Origin of the sequence: Sinomonas gamaensis, from assembly GCF_005876955.1 — a bacterium.
In the GTDB taxonomy this organism is placed as follows: Bacteria; Actinomycetota; Actinomycetes; order Actinomycetales; family Micrococcaceae; genus Sinomonas; species Sinomonas gamaensis.
In genome coordinates this window covers 234,973-257,312 of the sequence record NZ_SSCL01000002.1, presented here as the reverse complement: position 1 = coordinate 257,312, position 22,340 = coordinate 234,973, and the positions used below count along the sequence as shown (strand labels likewise).

Annotated in this window: 21 protein-coding genes; 9 read left to right on the top strand and 12 right to left on the bottom strand. The window is 68.0% G+C overall.

Going from position 1 to position 22,340, the window contains the following annotated elements; genetic code table 11:
• Positions 1–254: 254 nt before the first annotated feature.
• From E5679_RS03705 to E5679_RS20755, 3 genes are all read right to left on the bottom strand, one after another.
• Positions 255–479: a hypothetical protein gene (locus E5679_RS03705; RefSeq protein WP_138413735.1), complete on the bottom strand. Its 225-nt coding sequence runs from the start codon at positions 477–479 to the stop codon at positions 255–257.
• Positions 480–1,463: 984 nt separating this feature from the next.
• Entirely contained in the window at positions 1,464–1,769 is a 306-nt protein-coding gene (locus tag E5679_RS03700; protein ID WP_138413734.1) for a hypothetical protein, read from the bottom strand.
• Between the two features lie 331 nt (positions 1,770–2,100).
• Positions 2,101–2,244, bottom strand: coding sequence for a hypothetical protein (locus tag E5679_RS20755; protein WP_171042235.1), 144 nt, complete (start codon positions 2,242–2,244; stop codon positions 2,101–2,103).
• Between the two features lie 126 nt (positions 2,245–2,370).
• Between E5679_RS20755 and rapZ the strand changes: the two genes are divergently transcribed.
• From rapZ to secG, 8 genes are all read left to right on the top strand, one after another.
• Positions 2,371–3,294, top strand: a complete 924-nt coding sequence (gene rapZ / locus E5679_RS03695) for an RNase adapter RapZ (RefSeq protein WP_138413733.1) — start codon at positions 2,371–2,373, stop codon at positions 3,292–3,294.
• Complete coding sequence (locus tag E5679_RS03690) at positions 3,294–4,304, top strand: gluconeogenesis factor YvcK family protein (RefSeq protein ID WP_138413732.1); 1,011 nt, start codon at positions 3,294–3,296, stop codon at positions 4,302–4,304. The genes rapZ and E5679_RS03690 overlap by 1 nt, the downstream gene beginning before the upstream one ends.
• A 74-nt stretch (positions 4,305–4,378) precedes the next feature.
• A complete protein-coding gene (gene whiA, locus E5679_RS03685) occupies positions 4,379–5,359 on the top strand; it encodes a DNA-binding protein WhiA (RefSeq protein WP_138413731.1) in 981 nt (326 codons plus the stop codon).
• A 77-nt stretch (positions 5,360–5,436) separates the two neighbouring features.
• Positions 5,437–6,072 (top strand): superoxide dismutase, encoded by a 636-nt coding sequence (locus E5679_RS03680; protein ID WP_138413730.1) that lies wholly within the window; start codon positions 5,437–5,439, stop codon positions 6,070–6,072.
• 255 nt (positions 6,073–6,327) lie between these two features.
• A complete protein-coding gene (gene gap, locus E5679_RS03675; protein ID WP_138413729.1) occupies positions 6,328–7,335 on the top strand; it encodes a type I glyceraldehyde-3-phosphate dehydrogenase in 1,008 nt (335 codons plus the stop codon).
• A gap of 41 nt (positions 7,336–7,376) precedes the next feature.
• Positions 7,377–8,612, top strand: a complete 1,236-nt coding sequence (locus E5679_RS03670) for a phosphoglycerate kinase (protein WP_138413728.1) — start codon at positions 7,377–7,379, stop codon at positions 8,610–8,612.
• Positions 8,613–8,702: 90 nt separating this feature from the next.
• Positions 8,703–9,515 (top strand): triose-phosphate isomerase, encoded by an 813-nt coding sequence (gene tpiA, locus E5679_RS03665; protein WP_138413727.1) that lies wholly within the window; start codon positions 8,703–8,705, stop codon positions 9,513–9,515.
• Positions 9,516–9,529: 14 nt separating this feature from the next.
• Positions 9,530–9,787 (top strand): preprotein translocase subunit SecG, encoded by a 258-nt coding sequence (gene secG / locus E5679_RS03660; RefSeq protein ID WP_138413726.1) that lies wholly within the window; start codon positions 9,530–9,532, stop codon positions 9,785–9,787.
• 142 nt (positions 9,788–9,929) lie between these two features.
• Here the strand turns inward: secG and pgl are convergent, their stop codons facing one another.
• The 6 genes from pgl to tkt form a co-directional block, all read right to left on the bottom strand.
• Positions 9,930–10,748: a 6-phosphogluconolactonase gene (gene pgl / locus E5679_RS03655; protein ID WP_138413725.1), complete on the bottom strand. Its 819-nt coding sequence runs from the start codon at positions 10,746–10,748 to the stop codon at positions 9,930–9,932.
• On the bottom strand, positions 10,738–11,679 hold the full coding sequence (locus tag E5679_RS03650; RefSeq protein WP_138413724.1) for a glucose-6-phosphate dehydrogenase assembly protein OpcA: 942 nt from the start codon (positions 11,677–11,679) through the stop codon (positions 10,738–10,740). Before E5679_RS03650 ends, pgl begins: the two co-directional genes overlap by 11 nt.
• Positions 11,676–13,232, bottom strand: a complete 1,557-nt coding sequence (gene zwf / locus E5679_RS03645; protein WP_138413723.1) for a glucose-6-phosphate dehydrogenase — start codon at positions 13,230–13,232, stop codon at positions 11,676–11,678. Before zwf ends, E5679_RS03650 begins: the two co-directional genes overlap by 4 nt.
• A gap of 109 nt (positions 13,233–13,341) precedes the next feature.
• Positions 13,342–14,952 (bottom strand): glucose-6-phosphate isomerase, encoded by a 1,611-nt coding sequence (locus tag E5679_RS03640; protein ID WP_138413722.1) that lies wholly within the window; start codon positions 14,950–14,952, stop codon positions 13,342–13,344.
• Positions 14,949–16,070 carry a transaldolase gene (gene tal, locus E5679_RS03635; RefSeq protein ID WP_138413721.1) on the bottom strand — a complete coding sequence of 374 codons (1,122 nt, stop codon included), beginning with the start codon at positions 16,068–16,070 and terminating at the stop codon, positions 14,949–14,951. The genes E5679_RS03640 and tal overlap by 4 nt, the downstream gene beginning before the upstream one ends.
• 68 nt (positions 16,071–16,138) lie before the next feature.
• Positions 16,139–18,304: a transketolase gene (tkt, locus tag E5679_RS03630; RefSeq protein WP_171042234.1), complete on the bottom strand. Its 2,166-nt coding sequence runs from the start codon at positions 18,302–18,304 to the stop codon at positions 16,139–16,141.
• Between the two features lie 284 nt (positions 18,305–18,588).
• On the opposite strand from tkt, the gene E5679_RS03625 reads away from it, so the two are divergent.
• Positions 18,589–19,527: a heme o synthase gene (locus E5679_RS03625; protein ID WP_249335932.1), complete on the top strand. Its 939-nt coding sequence runs from the start codon at positions 18,589–18,591 to the stop codon at positions 19,525–19,527.
• Positions 19,528–19,606: 79 nt separating this feature from the next.
• Here the strand turns inward: E5679_RS03625 and E5679_RS03620 are convergent, their stop codons facing one another.
• From E5679_RS03620 to E5679_RS03610, 3 genes are read right to left on the bottom strand one after another with little or no spacing between them, the layout of a single operon-like run.
• Positions 19,607–20,536 carry a COX15/CtaA family protein gene (locus tag E5679_RS03620; protein ID WP_138413720.1) on the bottom strand — a complete coding sequence of 310 codons (930 nt, stop codon included), beginning with the start codon at positions 20,534–20,536 and terminating at the stop codon, positions 19,607–19,609.
• Positions 20,537–20,589: 53 nt separating this feature from the next.
• Entirely contained in the window at positions 20,590–21,333 is a 744-nt protein-coding gene (locus E5679_RS03615) for an ABC transporter permease (RefSeq protein ID WP_138413719.1), read from the bottom strand.
• On the bottom strand, positions 21,330–22,340 hold the full coding sequence (locus E5679_RS03610; protein ID WP_249335931.1) for an ABC transporter ATP-binding protein: 1,011 nt from the start codon (positions 22,338–22,340) through the stop codon (positions 21,330–21,332). Before E5679_RS03610 ends, E5679_RS03615 begins: the two co-directional genes overlap by 4 nt.

Genomic DNA, 22,340 nt, shown 5'->3' with positions numbered 1-22,340 from the left:
CCGTCCCGACTGGATGGACCCCGCGCCCATGGCTAAAAAGGCGGTCACGTGAGAATGACGCCCCCGGCCATGGCCGTTGCCAGACCGGATAAAACGCCGGGGGACGCCATCAAAGCGTGCGCGGCAGCCCTCCACACCCCAGCGAGCTACCGCGCACTCCCAGGCCAATACCCGTAGCGCTCACACCACAAAACAAGCAATTGATCCGTTCACATGCCCGCGCCACGACCTCGCGTTGCGGGGCGCACACCGCCTCAGCTGCCCTTGAGAACGAGCCACATGCTGATGGAGTCGGCCAACGTCCTGTCGCTGTCCCCGACGGGCTGGACGCCGCCGAGCAGTGACGGGTCGGACGGGATGAAGATGAAGTCCCCCGAAGGCGTCCAGACGGCCTGTCCGATGCCCACCCATCGACCTCCGTTGTACTCGAAGACCTTGCCGTCGGCGACCTTGATTTGCCCGTCCCGTGATATGGCCATGGGTCCCTCTCCCCGTCTTCACAGCTGGTGGGGGGATACCCGCCCCAGAGGACCCCAACGCAAGTAGTGAGACGCCGCCCGGACCCTCCCCGCAGCAGCGGTGGCCACCAGGCCCGGACGGACGCCAACCGGAGAGTGCCCGCGAACAAGGCGGGGCAAACCTATACGGAGGCGGCGTGCGCCCGAACTCCAGTTCCAAAACGTACGCCGCTACCGGGCGACTACCCTCGAGCGCTGCAACGGAAACCGGGATTGTAAGGTGTGGTCGGTGCCCTACGTGGGCCCTCGACTGAGGACTGGGCGGGCGCGTCACACATCCGAGAGACGCCCGCCCGGACCCCCGGCAAAGAGGCCGGGACGCCAGTGTCCGCCGACCCCGTCGTCACAACCACCGAGAGCCCAGAACGGGCGCCACCCAAGGATTGCCCGCGCAGGACGTAGCAGAAACGAACCGCAACCCAGGCGGTGCGTGTGCGTACGCCGAGGCGAGTGAATAAGCAACTCCGCCAAATCGGTGTGTTCTCAATATCGAAGGCGTCTCTGGCGTGGGGAGATGTCGTCCGGAAAGCCCAATAGCCTTTACGGAATATGTTTGAGCTGGGTCACCCATAAGGGGCTACACGCGCGAGGCTGCACTGTCCTCAGCGTGCAAGGGCCGTCATGCGTCAGGCGAGCCGCTTTGGTCTTTTCCCTTCAGTCCCGGTCTTCGTCGTCGTTTCGGCACGGCGCTGGCCGCCTGCCCTCGGCGGCGAGGCGGAGCCGGAGTCGGATGGTCATGACGATGCGCCGCGTGAGTGCCCGACGTTCCTCGGGGGTCAGCCTGGATACGGGCTTGCGGGGCTTCCAGGAGAGTGGGGATCGTCCTCTGCCACGCGACCAGCCTGCGCGTCAGACGAGTCGCTTCGGTGGGTGGGGTTCCATAAGCGTGAGAAGGCTGCCAGTCCCCACTGGGGACCGACAGCCTGTGGTTGGAAGGAACTGCCGCTACTGGGCCTGGGTGAGGGTTACTGCTCCTGTGGGGGTGGAGCAGACGGTGTTGACGTCGCCGGTTCGAGCGGTCTGCTGAGCGAGCACAGCGACAGGTCCAACGGCGACGCCGCAGACGTTTGCCGCGACCTGAGCAGCAACTCCGACGTTGGCGTTGTTCAGGATGCTTACGTCGCCCACGGCCACGTTAACGAGACCGCTTTGGTTCTGGTTTGCCGCGTTGGCCGGAGCCATGAGTCCGCCTGAAAGGAGCAGAGACCCCGCAAGAGCCGCTCCCGCCATTGACTTTGTAGCCAGCTTCATCAGTTTCCTCCTAGTTGCGTTCATTCATCGGTTGCACGCTGCGACGCTGCCAGTACCTCACTTTGGGTGCCGCACCCCCGCAGTGCCAGCGAAATACCCATGCCCCTCGTCGCTAATCCCCATCGAAAAAAGTGATGCTGGCTGTGCCGCTTCCGTGACAGGTACTGCAACCTCTCGTCCACAGGCGACCATCTACGTGTGGTGCGACGCGTCACCCTTGCGATGAGCCGCGATTGCGTGCTTAAAGTCGCGATTGCGTGCTTAAAGTTGGGGGGGCTCAGCGAGAAACGTACGGGCCATTGTGGCGGCGCCCGTAGAGGTCGAAAGACCCTCACCGGGGAGGACCGTCGGGTGGGGGATTGCCGGGACGCCCGACGGTCGGACCCGAAAGGTCGAAGTCCAGGACACCAGAGTCCTCGCCCCCGCTCGGGGGGAAGCGCTTCGGCGAGAGTTTCGCGGGCTTGTTCTTGCTCATCGCTGTTCTCTTTCAGTCAAGGATTCGTCCCGCAGCGTTCGTTCCCGACAGTAGAAGTCATGGGAAACCCGCGAGAATCGCACAGCGCTTAGTGATGAGCCATGGAGTCTTAGCTAGGCTGGCCCCATGACCCAGACCAGCGCGGCGGACCCGCATGAGCCCACTGAGCTGACCCCCGTCAAACCACAGGCCGCGGAACTCCTCATCGTCACCGGGATGTCGGGTGCGGGGCGAAGCACCGCGGCGAATGCCCTCGAGGATCACGGCTGGTACGTCGTCGAGAATCTTCCGCCGCAGCTCCTCGGAACGCTGTCCGAGCTCGTAGCGCACGCGTCGGATCGCATCCCCAAGCTCGCCGTCGTCATGGATGTACGGAGCAAGGCCCTCTTCGCCGACATCCGCGAGGCCCTCCATGCCCTCGATTCGCGAGGTGTCGAATACCGGGTGCTGTTCCTCGACGCGACAGACGACGTGCTGATCCGCCGCTTCGAGCAAGGCCGGCGCCCGCACCCGCTCCAAGGCGGGGGACGGATCCTCGACGGCATCACGGCCGAGCGCCAGATCCTCGCCGAGCTCCGGGAGCAGTCGACGCTCGTGCTTGATACGTCCGACTACAACGTGCATGGTCTGGCGACGGCGATCACCGAACTCTTCTCCGAGAAGGGGCCGGTGACGCTGCGCATCAACGTCATGAGCTTCGGATTCAAGTACGGTCTCCCGGCAGACGCCAACTATGTGGCAGATGTCCGGTTCCTCCCCAACCCCCACTGGATCCCGCAGCTTCGCCCGCACACGGGTCTGGACCCCGACGTGCGCGACTACGTGCTCGTGGCGAATGGCGCCGAGGAGTTTGTGACCCGCTACGTCCACGCGCTCGAGCCTGTGCTCGCGGGCTACCGCAAGGAGAACAAGCACTACGCGACGATCGCCGTCGGCTGCACCGGCGGAAAGCATCGGTCGGTGGCGATCGTCGAGGAGCTTGCCAAGCGGCTCTCGCAGCAGCCGCGGGTCACGGTCACCACGGCTCACCGTGATCTCGGGCGGGAGTGATGGCCATGTTCACGGGTCAGCTGCCACTCATCCCACCCGGCGCGGGGACGTCCGGCGGTGTGCCGAAGGGCCCGTCCGTGGTCGCGCTCGGCGGGGGCCACGGGCTCTCGGCTTCGCTCTCGGCACTGCGCCTCCTGACCGCGGACCTCACCGCCGTCGTCACGGTTGCCGACGACGGCGGTTCCTCCGGGCGCCTTCGCCGGGACTTCGGCGTCATCCCCCCGGGTGATCTCCGCATGGCGCTTGCTGCCCTCTGCGACGACACCGATTGGGGGCGGACTTGGCGCGACGTCATGCAGCACCGCTTCCGGTCACCGGCTGGGACGAGCGGCCTTGAGAACCACGCGATGGGCAACCTGCTCATCATGACGCTGTGCGAGCTGCTGGGCGATGTCGTGGACGGCCTCCGCTGGGCGGGGGCGCTTCTGGGCGCCCGGGGGCAGGTCCTTCCCATGTCGCAGGTGCCCCTCATGATCGAGGGAACCGCCGCGGCGAGGGACGGTGGGCCGGGGGAGCTCATCCGGGGCCAGGCTGCGTGTGCCATTGCCGGGCGCCTTGAGGATGTCCGCCTCCTCCCCGAAGACGCCCCCGCATGCCCGGAGGCGCTGAGCGCCATCGAGTTCGCGGACTGGGTCGTCCTGGGCCCCGGCTCGTGGTACACCTCCGTCCTCCCGCATCTGCTGCTTCCCGAGATGCGGCAGGCCCTCTCGGACACGCCGGCCCGCCGGTGCCTCGCGATGAACCTCACCATGGAGACGATGGAGACCACGGGAATGTCCGCGGCGGATCACCTGCGGGTCCTGCAGCGGGCTGCCCCCGAGTTCACGGTCGACGCAGTCATCGCCGAGATCGGAACGGTGGGGGACACGGCTGAATTCGAACGAGCGGCCGCCGAACTCGGCGCCGAGGTTCACTTCGGTAGAGTGGGAGCTTCCGGCCACCGCGCGGTGCACGATCCGCTCCGGCTCGCGGCGGCCTACCACGAGGTGTTCTCGGGCAACAGGAAATGACGCGGGCAGCGTTGAAGACAGAAGCAGCAGTGGTCAATGGCGCAGGCGTCGGGGCCGGAGGGGATGGCAGAAGGATGGCTCTGACCCAGAGCGTCAAGGAAGAGCTCTCGCATCTTGCGGTCAAGAAGTCGTCCGAGCGCAAGGCCGAGGTGTCCGCCATGCTGCGTTTCGCCGGCGGGCTTCACATCATCTCGGGGCGCATTGTGATCGAGGCGGAAGTCGATTTGGCCTCGACTGCGCGGCGGCTCAAGACGGCCATCGCCGAGGTGTACGGTCATTCGGCGGAGATTATCGTCGTCTCCGGCGGCGGGCTCCGCCGTGGCAGCCGCTATGTGGTGCGCGTCGTGCGGGAAGGCGAGGCCCTCGCCCGCCAGACGGGCCTGCTGGACAACCGGGGGCGGCCTGTCCGAGGCCTGCCCTCCGCCGTCGTCAATGGCTCCGCCGCCGACGCCGAAGCTGTCTGGAGAGGGGCCTTCCTCGCCCACGGCTCGCTCACCGAGCCGGGCCGATCCTCCTCGCTGGAGGTCACGTGCCCCGGCCCCGAAGCCGCCCTCGCGCTCGTGGGCGCCGCGCGCCGCCTCGGCATCGCGGCCAAGGCGCGGGAGGTGCGCGGGGTGGACCGCGTCGTCGTCCGGGATGGCGACACCATCGCTGCCCTCCTGACGCGAATGGGCGCTCACGACGCCCTCATGGCGTGGGAAGAGCGGCGCATGCGCAAGGAGGTGCGCGCCACCGCGAACCGCCTTGCGAATTTCGACGACGCGAACTTGCGTCGGTCCGCCCAGGCGGCCGTCGCGGCAGGCGCGAGGGTTGAGCGGGCGCTTGAGATCCTGGGGGACGACGTCCCCGAGCACCTTCGCTACGCTGGCGAGCTCCGTGTGGCACACAAGCAGGCAAGCCTCGACGAATTGGGCCGGCTCGCGGATCCGCCCCTGACGAAGGACGCGATCGCCGGCCGCATCCGCCGACTGCTCGCCATGGCGGACAAGAAAGCTGCGGAGACGGGGATTCCCGGCACCGAGGCGAACGTTACGCCCGAGATGCTCGACGGCTGAGCAGCTTCGCCCATCTGCATAGGATGGAGCCGTCACCAGCTCGCCGTGCGATGTACCGTGCGGCGGGAAACCGACCGATGGAGGATGTTGTGACCTACGTACTGCCTGAGCTCCCGTACGATTACGCGGCCCTCGAGCCGCACATCTCGGCACGGATCATGGAACTCCACCACGACAAGCACCACGCGACGTACGTGGCGGGCGCGAACACGGCGCTCGAGAAGCTCGCCGAGGCCCGCGAGGCCGGCAACTTCGCCGACGTGACGCGCCTGAGCAAGGATCTGGCGTTCCACCTCGGCGGCCACACGAACCACTCGATCTTCTGGAACAACCTGTCCCCGGAGGGGGGCGACAAGCCCGAGGGCGAGCTTGCCTCGGCGATCGATGACGCCTTCGGCTCGTTCGACAAGTTCGTGGCCCACTTCAGCGCAGCCGCGACGAGCCTGCAGGGCTCCGGCTGGGCGATCCTCGCCTACGAGCCCCTCGGCGGCAACGTCGTGATCGAGCAGCTCTACGATCAGCAGGGCAACATCCCCGTCGCGACGGTTCCGCTGCTCATGCTGGACATGTGGGAGCACGCGTTCTACCTCGACTACGTGAACGTCAAGGCCGACTACGTCAAGGCATTCTGGAACATCGTCAACTGGCAGGACGTCGCGAAGCGATTCGCCGCGGCGCGTTCCGGCGCTCAGGGGCTCGTCCTCCCCGCCTGACGCATGTGAGATTCTGAGATTTCCGTCACATTGCGCGGATTTCACCGGTCAAGGGCCCGTCTGTTCACGGACGGGCCCTTTTTCCGTAGGATGGGGTGCGGAAAGGCCACCAGCCTTTCAGCCATGACAATGGAGACTCGGGCTGCAGGCCTTTCCTTGTGCAAATCTCTGCCCAATGATGTGCGAGACCGTTCAGACAGTCCGAGCAGTCACCTAGGTGGGGTGCTCGGCTGAGCATCAAGGAGAGCAACCAGAGTGACTACCCGCATCGGCATCAACGGCTTCGGCCGGATCGGCCGTAACTTCTTCCGCGCGGCGCTCGCCCAGGGAGCCGATCTCGAGATCGTGGCCGTCAATGACCTCACGAGCCCCGAGACTCTGGCGCACCTGCTCAAGTACGACTCGATCACCGGCCGACTCACGGAGAAGGTCGAGGCGCGCGACGGCAACATCGTCGTCGGCGGTAATGAGATCAAGGTCCTCGCGGAGCGCGACCCGGCGAACCTCCCTTGGGGTGATCTGGGCGTCGACATCGTCATCGAGTCCACCGGCTTCTTCACGAAGGCCGCGGACGCGAAGAAGCACCTTTCAGCGGGTGCGAAGAAGGTCATCATCTCCGCTCCGGCCACGGACGAGGATGTCACGATCGTCATGGGCGTCAACGACGAGACGTACGACCCCGCAAACCACAGCATCATCTCCAACGCCTCGTGCACCACGAACTGCCTCGGCCCGCTTGCGAAGGCCATCAACGACGCCTTCGGCATCGAGCGCGGCCTCATGACGACGGTCCACGCCTACACGGCGGATCAGAACCTCCAGGACGGCCCGCACCGCGACCTGCGCCGTGCTCGCGCCGCCGCCATCAACATGGTGCCGACGTCGACGGGTGCCGCCAAGGCGATCGGCCTCGTGCTTCCCGAGCTGAAGGGCAAGCTCGACGGCTACGCGATCCGCGTCCCCGTTCCCACGGGTTCGGCCACCGACCTCACGGTGACCGTCTCCCGCGAGGTCACGAAGGACGAGGTCAACGCGGCAGTGAAGGCAGCCTCGGAGTCCGGCCCGCTCGCGGGCTACCTCTCCTACACCGAGGACCCGATCGTCTCCTCGGACATCGTCACCGACCCGGCGTCGTCGATCTTCGACGCTGGCCTGACCAAGGTCATCGGCAATCAGGTGAAGGTCGTCTCCTGGTACGACAACGAGTGGGGCTACTCCAACCGTCTCGTGGACCTCACCGAGCTCGTTGCGTCCAAGCTCTGAGAACGGCCGTAACGTACGGGGAACTCGGATAGCCTGAGTCCATGACTGCACACACTCTCGACGAGCTGCTCGCCGAAGGTGTCCGTGGGCGGCACGTTCTGGTCCGTTCGGACCTCAACGTGCCGCTCGACGGGTCCACCGTGACCGACGACGGCCGCGTCCGCGCGTCCCTGCCCGTGATCGCCAAGCTGGCCGAGGCCGGCGCCCGCGTGATCGTGATGGCCCACCTTGGCCGCCCCAAGGGGATCCCGGACGAGAAGTACTCGCTGCGCCCCGCTGTCGACCGACTCGCTGAGCTGGCCGGTTTCCCGGTGCGGCTTGCGAACGACGTGGTCGGTCCCAGCGCCCAGGAGCTGGCCGCCGCCCTTGGCGATGGCGAAGTCCTCGTGCTCGAGAACGTGCGTTTCGACGCGCGCGAGACGAGCAAGGTGGACGCCGAGCGCCAGGAGTTCGCCCGCGAGCTCGCGGACCTCACGGGACAGAACGGGGCCTATGTCGATGACGCGTTCGGCGCGGTGCACCGCAAGCACGCAAGCGTCTACGACATCGCCTCGCTCCTGCCGTCCTATCTCGGCGAACTCGTCAGGGCCGAGGTCGAGGTGCTTCGGCGCCTCACGGAGGGCGCTGAGCGGCCCTACGTCGTCGTCCTCGGCGGCTCGAAGGTCTCCGACAAGCTGGCGGTAATCGACAACCTCATCGGCAAGGCCGACCGCCTGCTTGTGGGCGGCGGGATGCTGTTCACTTTCCTCGCGGCCCAGGGCCATGAGGTGGGTTCGAGCCTCCTCGAGGCGGATCAGATCGGCACGGTCCAGGATTACCTCGAGCGTGCGACGGCGGCCGGCACCGAATTCGTGCTTCCCACCGACGTGGTGGTCGCCTCGAAGTTCGCGGCAGACGCGGACCACGAAGTGGCATCCGCCGACGCCATCGAGGGAACAGCCTTCGCCGAGGCCGGCATCGGCCTCGACATCGGTCCCGAGACTGCAGCCGCGTTCGCCAAGGAGATCGCTGCAGCCAAGACCGTGTTCTGGAATGGGCCGATGGGCGTCTTCGAGTTCCCGGCGTTCGCCGCGGGAACCAAGGCCGTCGCCCAAGCCCTGGCCGATGCGACCACGGCGGGCGCCCTCACGGTCGTCGGCGGCGGTGACTCGGCTGCGGCCGTCCGGACCCTTGGTTTCGCGGATTCCCAGTTCGGGCACATCTCGACTGGCGGCGGCGCGAGCCTCGAATACCTCGAGGGCAAGGAGCTGCCGGGCCTGACCGCCCTCGGCGCCTGATCCCCTCTCCGCGCCGGGTTCGCCGTCCCTTCTGCAGGGGCTGGCGTGCCCGGCGCTCGCCACGCTTCCAGCACCACCACAGGAGACAACGTGACCACTTCCTCGAACGGACCGTTCGACCGCACTCCGCTCATCGCCGGCAACTGGAAGATGAACATGGACCACGTCCAAGCCATCACCCTCCTCCAGAAGCTCGCCTGGACCCTCGAGGATGCGCGCCACGACTTCGGACGCGTCGAGGTTGCTGTGTTCCCGCCGTTCACCGACCTTCGCGGCGTCCAGACCCTCGTCCAGGGCGACGACCTCAAGATCGTGTACGGCGGTCAGGACCTCTCGCAGTTCGATTCTGGAGCCTATACCGGTGACATCAGTGGGGCCTTCCTCGCGAAGCTCGGCTGCAGCTACGTGCTCGTAGGCCACAGCGAACGCCGCACGATTCACGGCGAGACCGACGAGGAGCTCAACGCGAAGACGAAGGCGGCGTATCGCCATGGCCTCGTCCCGGTGCTGTGCGTGGGGGAGGGTCTCGAGGTCCGCCAGGCGGGCCAGCACGTGGAGCACACCCTTGGCCAGCTGCGCGCGGACGTGGAGGGTCTCACCGCCGAGCAGATCTCCACTCTCGTTGTTGCGTACGAGCCCGTGTGGGCGATCGGCACCGGCGAGGTCGCGGGTCCGGAGGACGCCCAAGAGATGTGTGCAGCGATCCGTAGCGAGTTGGCTGCGAGCTTCGGCGCCGAGGCAGCGAACTCCGCACGGCTCCTGTATGGCGGCTCAGTGAAGTCCGGGAACGCAGCCGCGATCCTCGGGCAGACCGACGTGGACGGCGTGCTCGTGGGCGGTGCGAGCTTGGATCCAGCCGAGTTTGCTAGCATTGTCAGGTTCGAAAGCCACGCAGGCGCGTAGCAGAGAGGCACCACGTGCAAGTACTCCAGATCATCCTGCAGATCCTGCTCGGCATCACGAGCCTCCTGCTGACCCTTCTCATCCTGATGCACAAGGGCCGGGGCGGAGGCCTCTCGGACATGTTCGGCGGCGGGATGTCCTCTGGCCTCGCCTCGTCGGGCGTCGCGGAGCGCAACCTGAACCGCTTCACGATCATCCTCGGGCTCACCTGGGGCGTTGTCATCATTGCGCTGGGACTCATCATGCGCTTCTCGGGGACTGGCGGGTCCTGAGAAAAGGCCGCGTAGAAACGCGTAGAAGGTAGAAGAAGGGGCGGGAACAGCACGTGCTGTTCCCGCCCCTTCTTCGTGTTGCCCTGCTTACGCCGTCACGTCCGCCGGGTGCACACCCTGCGGACGTGACGGCGCAACCTTTCTAGGCGGAGGCCGGTTCCTTCCGGAGGAGATTCTCCGGTACCTGCGCGGCGGCGGCGGCGTCGATGAGCCAGAGCGTGCGGTTCCTGCCCCGAGCGCCTGCAGCGGGAACCTGGACGGTACCGGCCCCAGCGAGGGCGAGGCCGACCGCGCCCGCCTTGTCCTCGCCGGCAACGAGCATCCAGACCTCGCCCGCCGACTTGATGGCGGGGAGCGTCAGAGAGATGCGCGACGGCGGCGGCTTGGGCGAGTTCGTCACGCCGACGACCATCCGCTCTGTCTCGCGGATTCCCGCCATCTCGGGGAACAGCGACGCAACGTGGGCGTCAGGACCCACACCTAGGAGAAGCACATCGAAGCGCGGAAGGCGGCCGGGCTCGTCGGGGCGACTGTCCGAGAAGTCAGCCTCGTGCTCGCGGGCCGCAGCCTCGGCGAGCTGGCGCTCGTAGTCCGCGGCGGCGTCGTCCGGAGTTGCGAAGCTCCCGGCGTCACCCGGGATGTGGACCCGCGCCGGATCCAACGGGAGCTTCTCGAGGAGCGCTTCCTTCGCCTGGAGCACGTTGCGGTCGGGGGAGTCGGCCTCGACGAAGCGCTCGTCGCCCCACCAGACGTTGACCTTCGACCAGTCCACGGCCCGGCAGGCCGGGGACTCTGCGACTGCCCGAAGCGTCCCGATGCCCATGGTGCCGCCGGTCAGGACGATCGTCGCGTCTCCGTAGCGGTCCTGAGTGTCGACGAGCTTCGTGATGAGGCGGGCCGCGATGGCAGCCAGAAGCACGGACGAGTCGGGATGGATACTGACGCGCGGATCAGCGCTCACTGGGCGTCACGCTCCTGAGGTTGGTCCGCGGGAGGCCTTCTGCGAGGACCTCGCCGAACACCTGGTCAGGGTCCAGCCGCCGGAGCTCTTCGGCGAGGCAGTCCTGAAGCGTGCGTCGCGGGAGCGCGATCCGCTGGGCGGGCTGGCCCGGCTGGGTGAGCTCGGCGACCGTGAGGCCGGGGCGGTACAGCTGGATGTCGCCCGAGGGGCGGCTGAGCCGGACCCGTCGGATGCCGGTGCCCGCCGGGTCCGCCACGATCGTGACCGGGACGTCGAGCTCGAGGGTGAGCCAGGCCGCCAGCAGCGCTGTGCTCGGCGAATCGGAGGCTCCCTCGACGGTGACCGCCGTGACGGTGGAGTCGTCCGCCTGGTCGAGCGCCGCAGCGAGCTGGATACGCCAGTTCGTTACGCGCGTCCATGCGAGGTCAGTGTCGCCCGCTCGGTACGTTTCGCGGATGCGGTACAGCGCCTCGGTCGGGTCTGGCTCGTTCCCCGAGTCCGTGATGCGACGGTGGGCGATGCAGCCTACGGACGTCGCGGACGCGTTCGTCGGGGCGCCGTGAGGCCACCAGGCCACGATCGGCGCGTCGGGAAGCAGGAGCGCCGCGACGAGCGATTCGCTCTCCTCGGCGAGGCGGCCGTAGCCGCGCAGGACCACGACCTCGGAGGCTCCGGCGTCACCGCCCACGCGGATCTGCCCGTCGATCCGGTCGGCCGAGTCACGGCCGGAGTCGACGAGCACGATGATGCGGCAGGGGTGCTCCCGGCTTGCCTGATTGGCCGCCTCGATGGCCTCTTCTTCGTAGCCGTGCTTGGTGATGACCACGAGGGTCAGGACCCTGCCGAGCGCCACAACCCCGCCTTCGTGGCGGAGATTCATGAGCTCTTTGGAGACCTTCGAGGTGGTCGTGTGGGGAAGGTCGATGATCAAGGCCGCCTCCAAGAGCGTCCGTCGCGGGCCATCAGAGCGTCAGCCGACGCCGGGCCCCAGCTGCCAGGTGCATAGGGTTCGGGCTTGTCGCCGGTGGCTGCCCAGTACTCCTCGAAGGGATCGAGGATCTTCCAGGAGAGCTCGACCTCCTCGTGCCGGGGGAACAGCGGCGGCTCGCCGAGCAGGACGTCCAGGATGAGGCGCTCGTAGGCTTCGGGGGAGGACTCGGTGAACGAGTGGCCGTACCCGAAGTCCATGCTCACGTCGCGCACCTCCATCTGCGTGCCCGGGACCTTCGAACCGAAGCGGATCGTGGCACCCTCGTCCGGCTGGACGCGGATGACGACCGCGTTCTGGCCGAACTCGGCTGTGCCCTGGTCTCCGAAGAGCAGGTTCGGCGCCTTCTTGAAGACGACGGCGATTTCCGTCACCCTGCGGCCGAGGCGCTTGCCGGCCCGCAGATAGAACGGGACGCTGGCCCAGCGGCGGGTGTGGATGTCGACGCGGATGGCGGCGTAGGTCTCCGTCGTGGAGTCGGCCGGGATGCCCTCCTCCTCGAGATAGCCCTTGACGAGCTCGCCGCCCTGCCATCCGCCTGCGAACTGGCCGCGGGCCGAGTGCAGCGAGAGGTCCTTCGGGAGGCGCACCGCGGCGAGGACCTTCTCCTTCTCGGCCCGGAGGTCCTCGGCGTCGAAGGAGATCGGCTCCTCCATGGCGGTGAGGGCGAGGAGCTGCAGGAGGTGGTTCTGGATGACGTCGCGCGCGGCGCCGACGCCGTCGTAGTAGCCCGCCCGCCCGCCGGTGCCGATGTCCTCGGCCATCGTGATCTGGACGTGGTCCACGTAATTCGCGTTCCAGATGGGCTCGAACAGCTGATTCGCGAAGCGGAGCGCCAGGATGTTCTGGACGGTCTCCTTGCCCAGATAGTGGTCGATGCGGAAGACCGCGTCCGGCGGGAACACCGACTCGACGATGTTGTTGAGCTGGCGGGCAGACTCGAGGTTGTGGCCGAAGGGCTTCTCGATGACGACGCGGCGCCACTTGCCCGGCTGGGGCTGGGCCAGCCCGTGCTCGGAGAGCTGCCGGCAGACCTGCTCGAACGCCTTCGGCGGGATCGAGAGGTAGAACGCGTGGTTGCCGCGCGTTCCGCGCTTCTCGTCGAGCTCGGCGAGCGTCGTCTTGAGGCGTTCGAAGGCCTCGTCGTCGTCGAAGGAGCCCTGGACGAACCGCACGCCCTCGTTCAGCTGGGCCCACACGGCCTCGTCGAACGGCGTACGGGCGTACTGCTTGACGGACGCCTTGACCTCTTCCGCGAAGTCCTCGTTCTCCCACTCGCGGCGGGCGAAGCCCACGAGCGCGAAGCTCGGCGGGAGGAGGCCGCGGTTGGCGAGGTCGTACACCGCGGGCATGAGCTTCTTGCGTGCGAGGTCGCCCGTGACTCCGAAGAGGACGAGCGACGAGGGGCCCGCGATGCGGTTCAGGCGCCGGTCACGCGGGTCGCGCAGCGGGTTGCGGCGCTTCGACCCGGTCGCGCCGTAGTCGTTCTCTGGCATGATGCCTTTCTATTCCATCTGATGCGGTCCGCACACCACGAGAGCGGAAGCACAAACGAGCAAAAGCCGCCGGCCCGGCCAGGAGGGGCCGGGCCGGCGGCTTGGAGCCTCAGCGCGCGAGGGCCGACACGACGTCGGTCAGCTGCTGGACACCTGCGGCGCGGTCGGTGAGGTGCAGCCGCAGGACGGGACGCCCGTGCTCGGCGAGCACTTGGGCATCTCCGGCCGCCTGCGCCTCGATGAGCTGCGCGAAAGTGAACGGACGGCCGGGGATCTCGACGTCAGTCGAGGCCGCCGCTGTGACCTGAAGGAACACGCCCACCGCGGGGCCGCCCTTGTGGTACTGGCCCGTCGAGTGGAGGAAGCGCGGACCCCAGCCGAACGTCGTCGGACGCCCCGTGGCCTTGGCCAGCTGGTCCCGCACGCCCTCCAGCTGCGGGTAGGCGAGGCGGTCGAGATAAGCCTGAACGCTCACGTAGCCGTTTCCGCCAAGCTGCGCCAGGAGCGCCTTGACGGCCTCTTCGACCGTGGACGCCCCGCCGAGCCACTCGCCGCCGCGAACCTCGATGGCGCCCTCCGTGAAGGTCGCCGCGGTCGGCTCGGGGCGGGCATCGAGCAGCCCTCGCGCCGCCTGCTTGGCAGCCTCGACGTCGGGCTGGTCGAACGGGTTGATCCCGAGCAGGCGGCCTGCAACCGCGGTCGCGAACTCCCAGACGAGCATCTGCGTGGCGAGCGTTCCGCCCACCGCGGCCTCGTTCGTCCCGAGCACCGGCTCGGCGTCTGCCGACACCAGACGCACCACGAGCACGTCGTCGGCTCCCTCGGAGACCTCCGGCGAGGCCACAGATGCGACGACCGGCAGGACGCCCTTGCCGAGCTTGCCAGTCGATTCGGCAATCAGCTGCTCGGCCCAGTCGGCGAAGCCCTTGATTCCGGAGCCATCCTCGACGATCACGATCTTGTCGCGCAGGGGAGTGGTTCCCCCGAGGGCTGCGCCGAGCTGCAGCCCGATGTTCTCCTCGGAGTCATCGCGGAGCAGTTCGACGGCCTCCTCGGCCTCGTCCAGCAGAGCCTGGATGTCGACCCCAGCGAGCCCCGAGGGCACGAGACCGAAGGCCGTGAGCGCCGAGTAGCGGCCGCCGACGTTGGGGTCGGCGTTGAAGACGGCCCGGTAGCCGGCTTCCCGGCTCGCCGCGTCGAGCGGCGATCCGGGGTCGGTGACGACGACGATCCGCTGCTTCGCGTCGACGCCGGCGGCTTCGAAGGCCGCCTCGAAGGCGCGTCGCTGGGAGTCCGTCTCGACCGTGGAACCCGACTTGGAAGACACCACGATAGCCGTGGCCTCGATGCGCTCCGTCAACGCGGCGGAGACCTGCTCGGGATCCGTCGAGTCGAGGACCACGAGCGGCACTTCCGCCGTTGCCGTGATGACCTCGGGAGCGAGCGAGGAGCCGCCCATTCCGCAGAGGACGATCCTGTCGACGCCTTCGGATCGCAGCGCGTCGCGCAGCGCCACGATGTCTGCGACGAGCGCCTGGGATACCGTCGCAGCCTCGACCCAGCCGAGGCGCTTGGCCGACTCCTCCTCCGCATCCTTGCCCCATAGCGTGTGGTCCTTCGCGAAGATCCGACTTGCGACGTTGTCTGCGACGAGTGCCGGAACGCGGGCCTCGACGGCCTCGCGTGCGGCACCCGTGGCGTCAAAGGTCAGCGCGCTCATGCACGAGCCCCGTGGGCGGTCTCGGACAGGGTCTGCTCGACGTCCGCGAGGAGTTCGTTCCAGGAGGCGACGAACTTGTCCAGGCCCTCGGATTCGAGGACGGCGACGACGTCGTTGTAGGAGACGCCGATCTTCTCGAGCGCGTCGAGGTGGGCGTTGGACTCCTCGTAGGTGCCGCGGACGGTGTCGCCGGTGATCTCGGCGTGGTCGAATGTGGCCTCGAGGGTCTTCTCCGGCATGGTGTTCACCACGCCGGGGGCGACGAGCCCGGCCACGTAGAGGGTGTCGGGGAGCGAGGGGTCCTTGACGCCAGTCGAGGCCCATAGCGGGCGCTGGGGCAGCGCCCCCGCGTCGGCGAGCAGGTTCCAGCGCTCGGAGCTGAACTCCTCCTCGAACACCTGGTAGGCAAGGCGCGCGTTGGCCAGCCCCGCCTTGCTCTTGAGGGCCTTGGCCTCCTCGGTGCCGATCTTCTCGAGGCGCTTGTCAACCTCCGTGTCCACCCGGGAGACGAAGAACGAGGCGACGGAGTGGATCTTCGAGAGATCGTGGCCGTTGGCCTTGGCCTTCTCCAGTCCGGTCATGAACGCGTTGATCACGCCGCGGTACCGCTCGAGGGAGAAGATCAGCGTCACGTTGACGCTGATCCCGTTCCCGAGGGTCTCCGCGATCGCCTCGAGGCCCTCGAGAGTGGCGGGGATCTTGATGTGGACGTTGGACTTGTTGACCTTGTCGCGCAGCTTCTTGGCTTCGGCGATCGTGCCGGCGGTGTCCCACGCGAGTCGGGGGTCGACCTCGATCGAGACGCGCCCGTCGACGCCCTTTGTCGCCTCGGCGACCGGGGCGAAGAGGTCGCACGCGTCGGCCACGTCGCGCGTGGTGAGCTCGAAGACCGTGCGCTCCACGTCCGCGCCGTCTTCGACGAGCTCGCGGAGCTGGTCGTCGTAGCCGTGGCCCTTGGTGATCGCAGCCTGGAAGATCGTCGGATTCGTGGTCACGCCCACGACGTTCTTCTCCTCGATGAGGGCCTTGAGGGAGCCGTCCTGGAGCCGCTGGCGGGAGAGGTCATCGAGCCAGATCGATACGCCGGCGTCCGAGAGCGCCTGAGTGGGGGTAGTCATTTTGGTTCCTCCTTGTGAGGGGATGGTCAATGCCCGGAATGCTGGGGTAGCCGCACCCTGTAGTTCTTTTAACGCTGAGCGGCCGCGATAGAGTCCCTGGCGGCCTCGGCGACGGTCTCTGCGGTGATGCCGAACTCGCGGAAGAGCGTCTTGTAGTCCGCCGAGGCACCGTAGTGCTCGAGGGAGATGGAGCGGCCGGCGTCTCCGACGAATTCGCGCCACCCGAGTGCAAGACCTGCCTCGACGGAAACTCGGGCCTTGACCTCCGAGGGCAGCACCGACTCGCGGTACGCCTCGTCCTGGGCCTTGAACCACTCCACGCAGGGCATCGAGACGACGCGCGCGGCGACGCCATCGGCGGCAAGGGCCTCGCGGGCGGCGACGGCGAGCTGGACCTCCGAGCCGGTGCCGATGAGGATCACGTCCGGGGTCACGTCAGAGCCGTCGCGCTGGGCCTCAGCGAGCACGTAGGCACCCTTGGCCACGCCGGAAGCGTCGCCGAACGCGCCCTCCCCGCGCTCCCACGTGGGGAGGTTCTGGCGGGTCAGGACGATGCCGGCCGGGTTCTCGTGCCGCTCGAGGATGGTCTTCCACGCCCATGCCACCTCGTTCGCGTCACCCGGGCGGACGACGTCGAGGTTCGGGATGGCGCGCAGGGAGGCGAGCTGCTCAACCGGCTGGTGGGTCGGGCCGTCCTCGCCGAGGCCGATCGAGTCGTGCGTCCACACGTACGTCGACGGAATGCCCATGAGGGCCGAGAGGCGGATCGCCGGGCGCTGGTAGTCGGAGAAGATCAGGAACGTGCCGGAGAACGCCCGGGTCTTCCCGCCGAGGGTGATGCCGTTGACGATCGAGGCCGCAGCGTGCTCGCGGATGCCGAAGTGCAGGACCCGCCCGTAGGGGTTGCCCTTCCATGCATCGGTCGAGCGGGAGGCCGGGATGAACGACGGCGAGCCCTCGATCGTGGTGTTGTTGGACTCCGCGAGGTCGGCCGAGCCGCCCCACAGCTCCGGAAGGACCGGGCCGATCGCGTTGAGGACCTTGCCGGAGGCGGCACGCGTGGAGACGTCCTTGCCGGCGGGGAACTCGGGGAGGGACTCCTCCCAGCCCTCGGGCAGGCGACGGGCCTCGATGCGCTCGTGGAGCTTGGCGGCCTCGGGGTTGGCGGTCTTCCAGGCGTCGAAGGACTGCTGCCACGCGGCGCGGGCCTCACGGCCGCGCTCGAGCGCGCCGCGGGTGTGCTCGAGGACCTCGGGGTCGACCTCGAAGGACTTCTCGGGGTCGAAGCCGAGGACCTTCTTCAGGGCCGCGATCTCGTCGTTGCCGAGCGCCGAGCCATGGATCTTGCCGGTGTTCTGCTTGGTGGGGGAGGGCCAGCCGATGATGGTGCGCAGCGAGATGATCGACGGGCGGCCGGTCTCGGCCTTCGCTGCCACGAGCGCGCGGTAGAGCTCCTGGACGTCTTCCTTGTACTCGCCCGAGGCGGTCCAGTCGACGCGCTGGGTGTGCCAGCCGTAGGCCTCGTAGCGCTTGAGCACATCCTCGGTGAACGCGATGTCGGTGTCGTCCTCGATGGAGATGTGGTTCTCGTCGTAGATCACCACGAGGTTGCCGAGCTCCTGGTGCCCGGCCAGCGAAGATGCCTCTGAAGTCACGCCTTCCTGGAGGTCGCCGTCGGAGGCGATGACCCACACCGTGTGGTCGAAAGGCGACTCGCCCGCGGGGGCCTCGGGATCGTACAGGCCCCGCTCGCGGCGCTGCGAGTACGCGAACCCGACCGAGGAGGCCAGGCCCTGCCCCAGCGGGCCGGTCGTGATCTCCACTCCCTTGGTGTGCTTGTACTCTGGGTGGCCGGGCGTGAGGGAGCCCCACGTGCGCAGCGCCGCAAGGTCCTCGACCTCGAGCCCGTAGCCAGCCAGGAACAGCTGGATGTACAGCGTCAGCGACGAGTGCCCGGGGGAGAGGATGAAGCGGTCGCGGCCGATCCACTCGGCGTCGGACGGGTCGTGGCGCATGAGCTTCTGGAACAGCAGGTACGCCGCCGGCGCCAGGCTCATCGCCGTGCCCGGGTGCCCGTTGCCCACCTTCTGGACCGCGTCCGCCGCGAGCACGCGGATCGTGTCGACCGCCTTGCGATCCACATCGGTCCAGGTCAGTTCTTCAACATCCACAGCAGGCACGTAGACGAGCCCCTCTCGATCGCTGACGGCGGACTGCTGCCTGGCGCCCGTCATGGTGGGCCCACGGCAGCATGCCGGCCGTTCACCATTGAAACGTGTTCTTGTGTGCGTCCCGAGGCATGGACCCCGCCGCGCGAGGACCAATTCGCGCATTGCGAGAACGGGACAACCAGCTCACATACTACGCACGAGGCCCAACGCGGGTCAGCGGTTTGCCGCAAATTGGGCCGAATGTGAATAACAGACGGCAGAGTCGGGAGTGAACTCCCGGAAACCTCGGCGACATGCGCGCGGGTATGATGGAGCTTCCGAGAGAAGAAGAAAAGAGTCGCACGCCCGTGAGTACAGACGCCCACGCCACTTCCCGCTCCCACGGCTCAAGGGTGGCCCGCAAACTCAAGGCCTACGTCGCTCTCACCAAGCCCCGCGTCATCGAACTGCTCCTCGTGAGCACGCTGCCGACCATGATCTACGCCCAGCGGGGTTTCCCGTCTCTGGGCCTCATTGCGGCCACCCTCATCGGCGGAGCGTTCGCAGCGGGGAGCGCTGGCGCCTTCAACTGCTACATCGACCGCGATATCGATCGGCTCATGCGGCGCACCGAGAACCGTCCCCTAGTGACGGGCGAAGTGACGCCGCGAGAGGCGCTCGCCTTCGCGTGGATCCTCGGCATCGCCTCGCTCGCCATCCTGTGGTTCGGCGCCAACCCGCTCTCGTCCGTCCTCGGCGCCGGAGCCATCTTCTTCTACGTCGTGGTCTACACGCTCGTGCTCAAGCGCCGTACGGCGCAGAACATCGTGTGGGGCGGTGCCGCCGGATGCTTCCCCGTCCTCATCGCCTGGGCCGCCGTTACGGGCACGGTGGGGTGGCCGGCCGTCGTCCTCTTCATGGTGATCTTCCTGTGGACGCCGCCGCACTACTGGCCGCTCTCCATGCGATACGGCGAGGACTACCGCAACGCCCACGTCCCCATGCTGGGCGCTGTGGCGGGAGCGAAGATCGTCTCCGTGCAGGTGGTCCTCTACGCGTGGGCCATGGTGATCTGCTCCCTCCTCCTGGTTCCCCTCGGGCACGCCGGCTGGGTCTACACCGTCGCTGCCGTCGTCGCCGGAGCGTGGTTCCTGCGGGAGTCGCACGGCCTCTACTCGCGAGCCCAGCGCGAGGAGATCGAGGACAAGAAGGCGATGAAGGTCTTCCACGGCTCCATCAGCTACCTCACGATCCTCTTCCTCGCCCTGGCGGTCGATCCGTTCGTGGGGAGCCCGCTCGTCGGCTGAGCCTGAGGCACGTCCTCCAGCGAGAAGGGGGCCGCGGCATACGCCGCGGCCCCCTTCTGCGTCTGTGGAGGGAAGAGAGCTACACTCGAGGGCTCCACCGGGCGAGGTCCGCGGCGTTCGTGGCCTCAGCCATGAGGAGCGCCGCCACGACCATGTGCAGGCCCACCAGGAGCGCGGGGATGCCCGTGTAGTACTGGGTGATGCCGATGGCGGCCTGAAGGACGGTGAGACCGAGGAGACCGATGACCGCCGTGCGGAAGGGGCCCTGCACCCGGCGGGAAAGGACGACGACGAGCGCGAAGACCGCGCCGAACGTCACCAGATACGCGGGCACGGCATGGATGTGCGAGACGAGGTCCCAATCGAGGCCGTTGCGCGGCGCGTCGGCGTCGCCCGCGTGGGGCCCAGCGCCGGTGACGACGACGCCGAGTACGACGGCGAGGGCGGCGGCCCCGGCGGTGGCGGCCGTGACGGGGCGCATCGAGCTCGGCAGCGCTGCCAGCGTGCGGTTCATGAAGCGCCCGGTCCGGCTGTAGGCGCGGTTCACGAGCAGCGTCGCGAGAACGACGAGCGCCATGGAGACGAGGAAGTGGAGCGCCACGACCCAGGGGTTGAGCTGGGTCAGCACGGAGATCCCGCCGATCACGGCCTGAGCCGGGATGCTCGCGAGGAGCCCGATCGCGAGCCAGAAGAGGTCACGGCGCTGACGGCGCAGGTTCCACAGGGCCACGAGCATGGCGACGGCGACCGCCGCGAGGGCGAACGTCAGGAGGCGGTTGCCGAATTCGATGACCCCGTGGAAGCCCATCTCCGGGGTGGTCGTCAGGGAGCTCGTGGTGCAGCGGGGCCAGGTCGGGCAGCCGAGGCCCGAGGACGTGAGCCGCACCGCCCCGCCCGTCGCGATGAGCACGATCTGGCCGACGAGCGAGGCGACCGCGAGCACGCGGACGCGCCGATCGACCTCGGTGGGCAGCCAGTCGACGAAACGGCGGACGGCGGTCTGTGACATGGTCAGTTCTTCTCCGGAATGTGCGGTGGTGGGGGTGGGTTGGTGGGGGACGGTCAGTTCCACTTGAACCAGCGGACGGCAGCGAAACCGCCCGCCGCGCCCCACACAAGGAGGACGATGACTGCGGGGACATCGATCGTCCCGTGCAGGAACGCGGCACGGGAGGCGTCCCCCAGAGCGCCCGAGGGAAGGAAACCGACGATCCCGGCGATCTGCGACGGCAGCTTCGAGCTCGGCATCGTGATGCCGCCGAACACTCCGAAGAGGATCCAGACGAGGTTGGTCACAGCGAGCGTTGCCTCGGGGCGCGCCGTGCCTGCGACGAGGAGCCCGAGCGCAGTGAAAACGGCCGCACCTACGCCGAGCAGGACGAGCCCGAAGATGGCGCCGGGGATGTCGGGCCGCCAGCCGAGGAGGGCAGCGACCCCTCCGATGACCACGACCTGCACGGCGAGGACGGCGAGCACGGCGACCGTCTTGCCTGCGATGAGGCCAGCGCGGCCGAGCGGCGTGGTCGACAGGAAGCGGAGCACGCCGTATCGGCGGTCGAAGCCCGTCGCAATGCCCTGCCCGGTGAAGCCCGTGGACATGGTGCACAGGGCAAGGATGCCGGGTGCCGCGACGTCGACCCGATTGGGTCCAAGCCCGTCGAGGAACGGGGTCACGGTGAGGCCGATGAGCGCAATGAGCGGCAGGACGATCATCAGCAGCAGCTGCTCGCCGTTGCGCAGCATGGTCAACGTCTCGTAGCGACCCTGCTGCCAGACCCGTCCGGGCAGGGACGTGGCGGAGCTCATGCTGTTTCCTTCTCTCGATGCGCCGACTTCTCTTTATGCGCCATCGCGTCCTGGGCTGCCGATGCCTCCGCGATGCCGAGGAAGACGTCCTCAAGGCTCTGGGTCCCCAACTCGAGGGAGGTCGGCATGATTCCCTGCGCGTCGAGCCACTGCGCGAGGGAGGCGAGGTGCGCCGTCGTCAGCTCTCCGTCGACCTGGTAGTGACCCGCGCTGGGTTCGAGGACGTGCAGGCCCCCTCCCGCGGGGAAGGCCTGCGCGAGATCGAGGCCGGCGGGCCCCCTCAGGGTGAGGCGACGCGCCGCATGAGTGGCGGTGCCCAGCAGTTCGGCGACCGTCCCTTCGGCCACGATGCGGCCGCGGTCCAGGATCGCCACGTAATCGGCGAGGCGTTCGGCGTCGTCGAGCAGGTGCGTGGTGAGGACGATGCCCAAGCCCTGCGCCCGGAGGTCGCCGATGAGGTCGAAGACCACTTGGCGGGACTGCGGATCGAGTCCCGCGCTGGGCTCGTCCAGGAAGACCACTTCGGGGCGCCCGACGAGGGCGGCGGCGAGGGCGACGCGCTGCTTCTGTCCGCCCGAAAGGCGACGGATCGTGGTGCCGGCGAACTCGCGGAGGCCCAGGCGTTCCGCCAGGTCGTCCACGGGCAGGGGATCGCGGTACATCCCTGCGACGTGCTTGAGGAGCGCGAGCGGCTTGGCCGACGGCGGCAGCCCGCCTTCTTGGAGCATCACGCCTACCCGTGCCCGCAGTTCGGCGGTGGCGAGCTGAGGGTCCTCGCCCAGCAGGCGGATCGCGCCGCCCGTCCGCCGGCGGAGGCCCTGAGCGCATTCGAGGGTCGTGGTCTTGCCGGCGCCGTTGACTCCGAGCAGGACCGTCACTTCGCCCGCCCGGGCAACGAAGTCGACGCCGGCCAGGACCCGCTTCATCCGGCCCCCTTCGGCGGCGATCGGACCGACGTCGTGGATCAGCCCCTCGATCTCGAGGCAAGGGGTACCGGATTTGAGCAC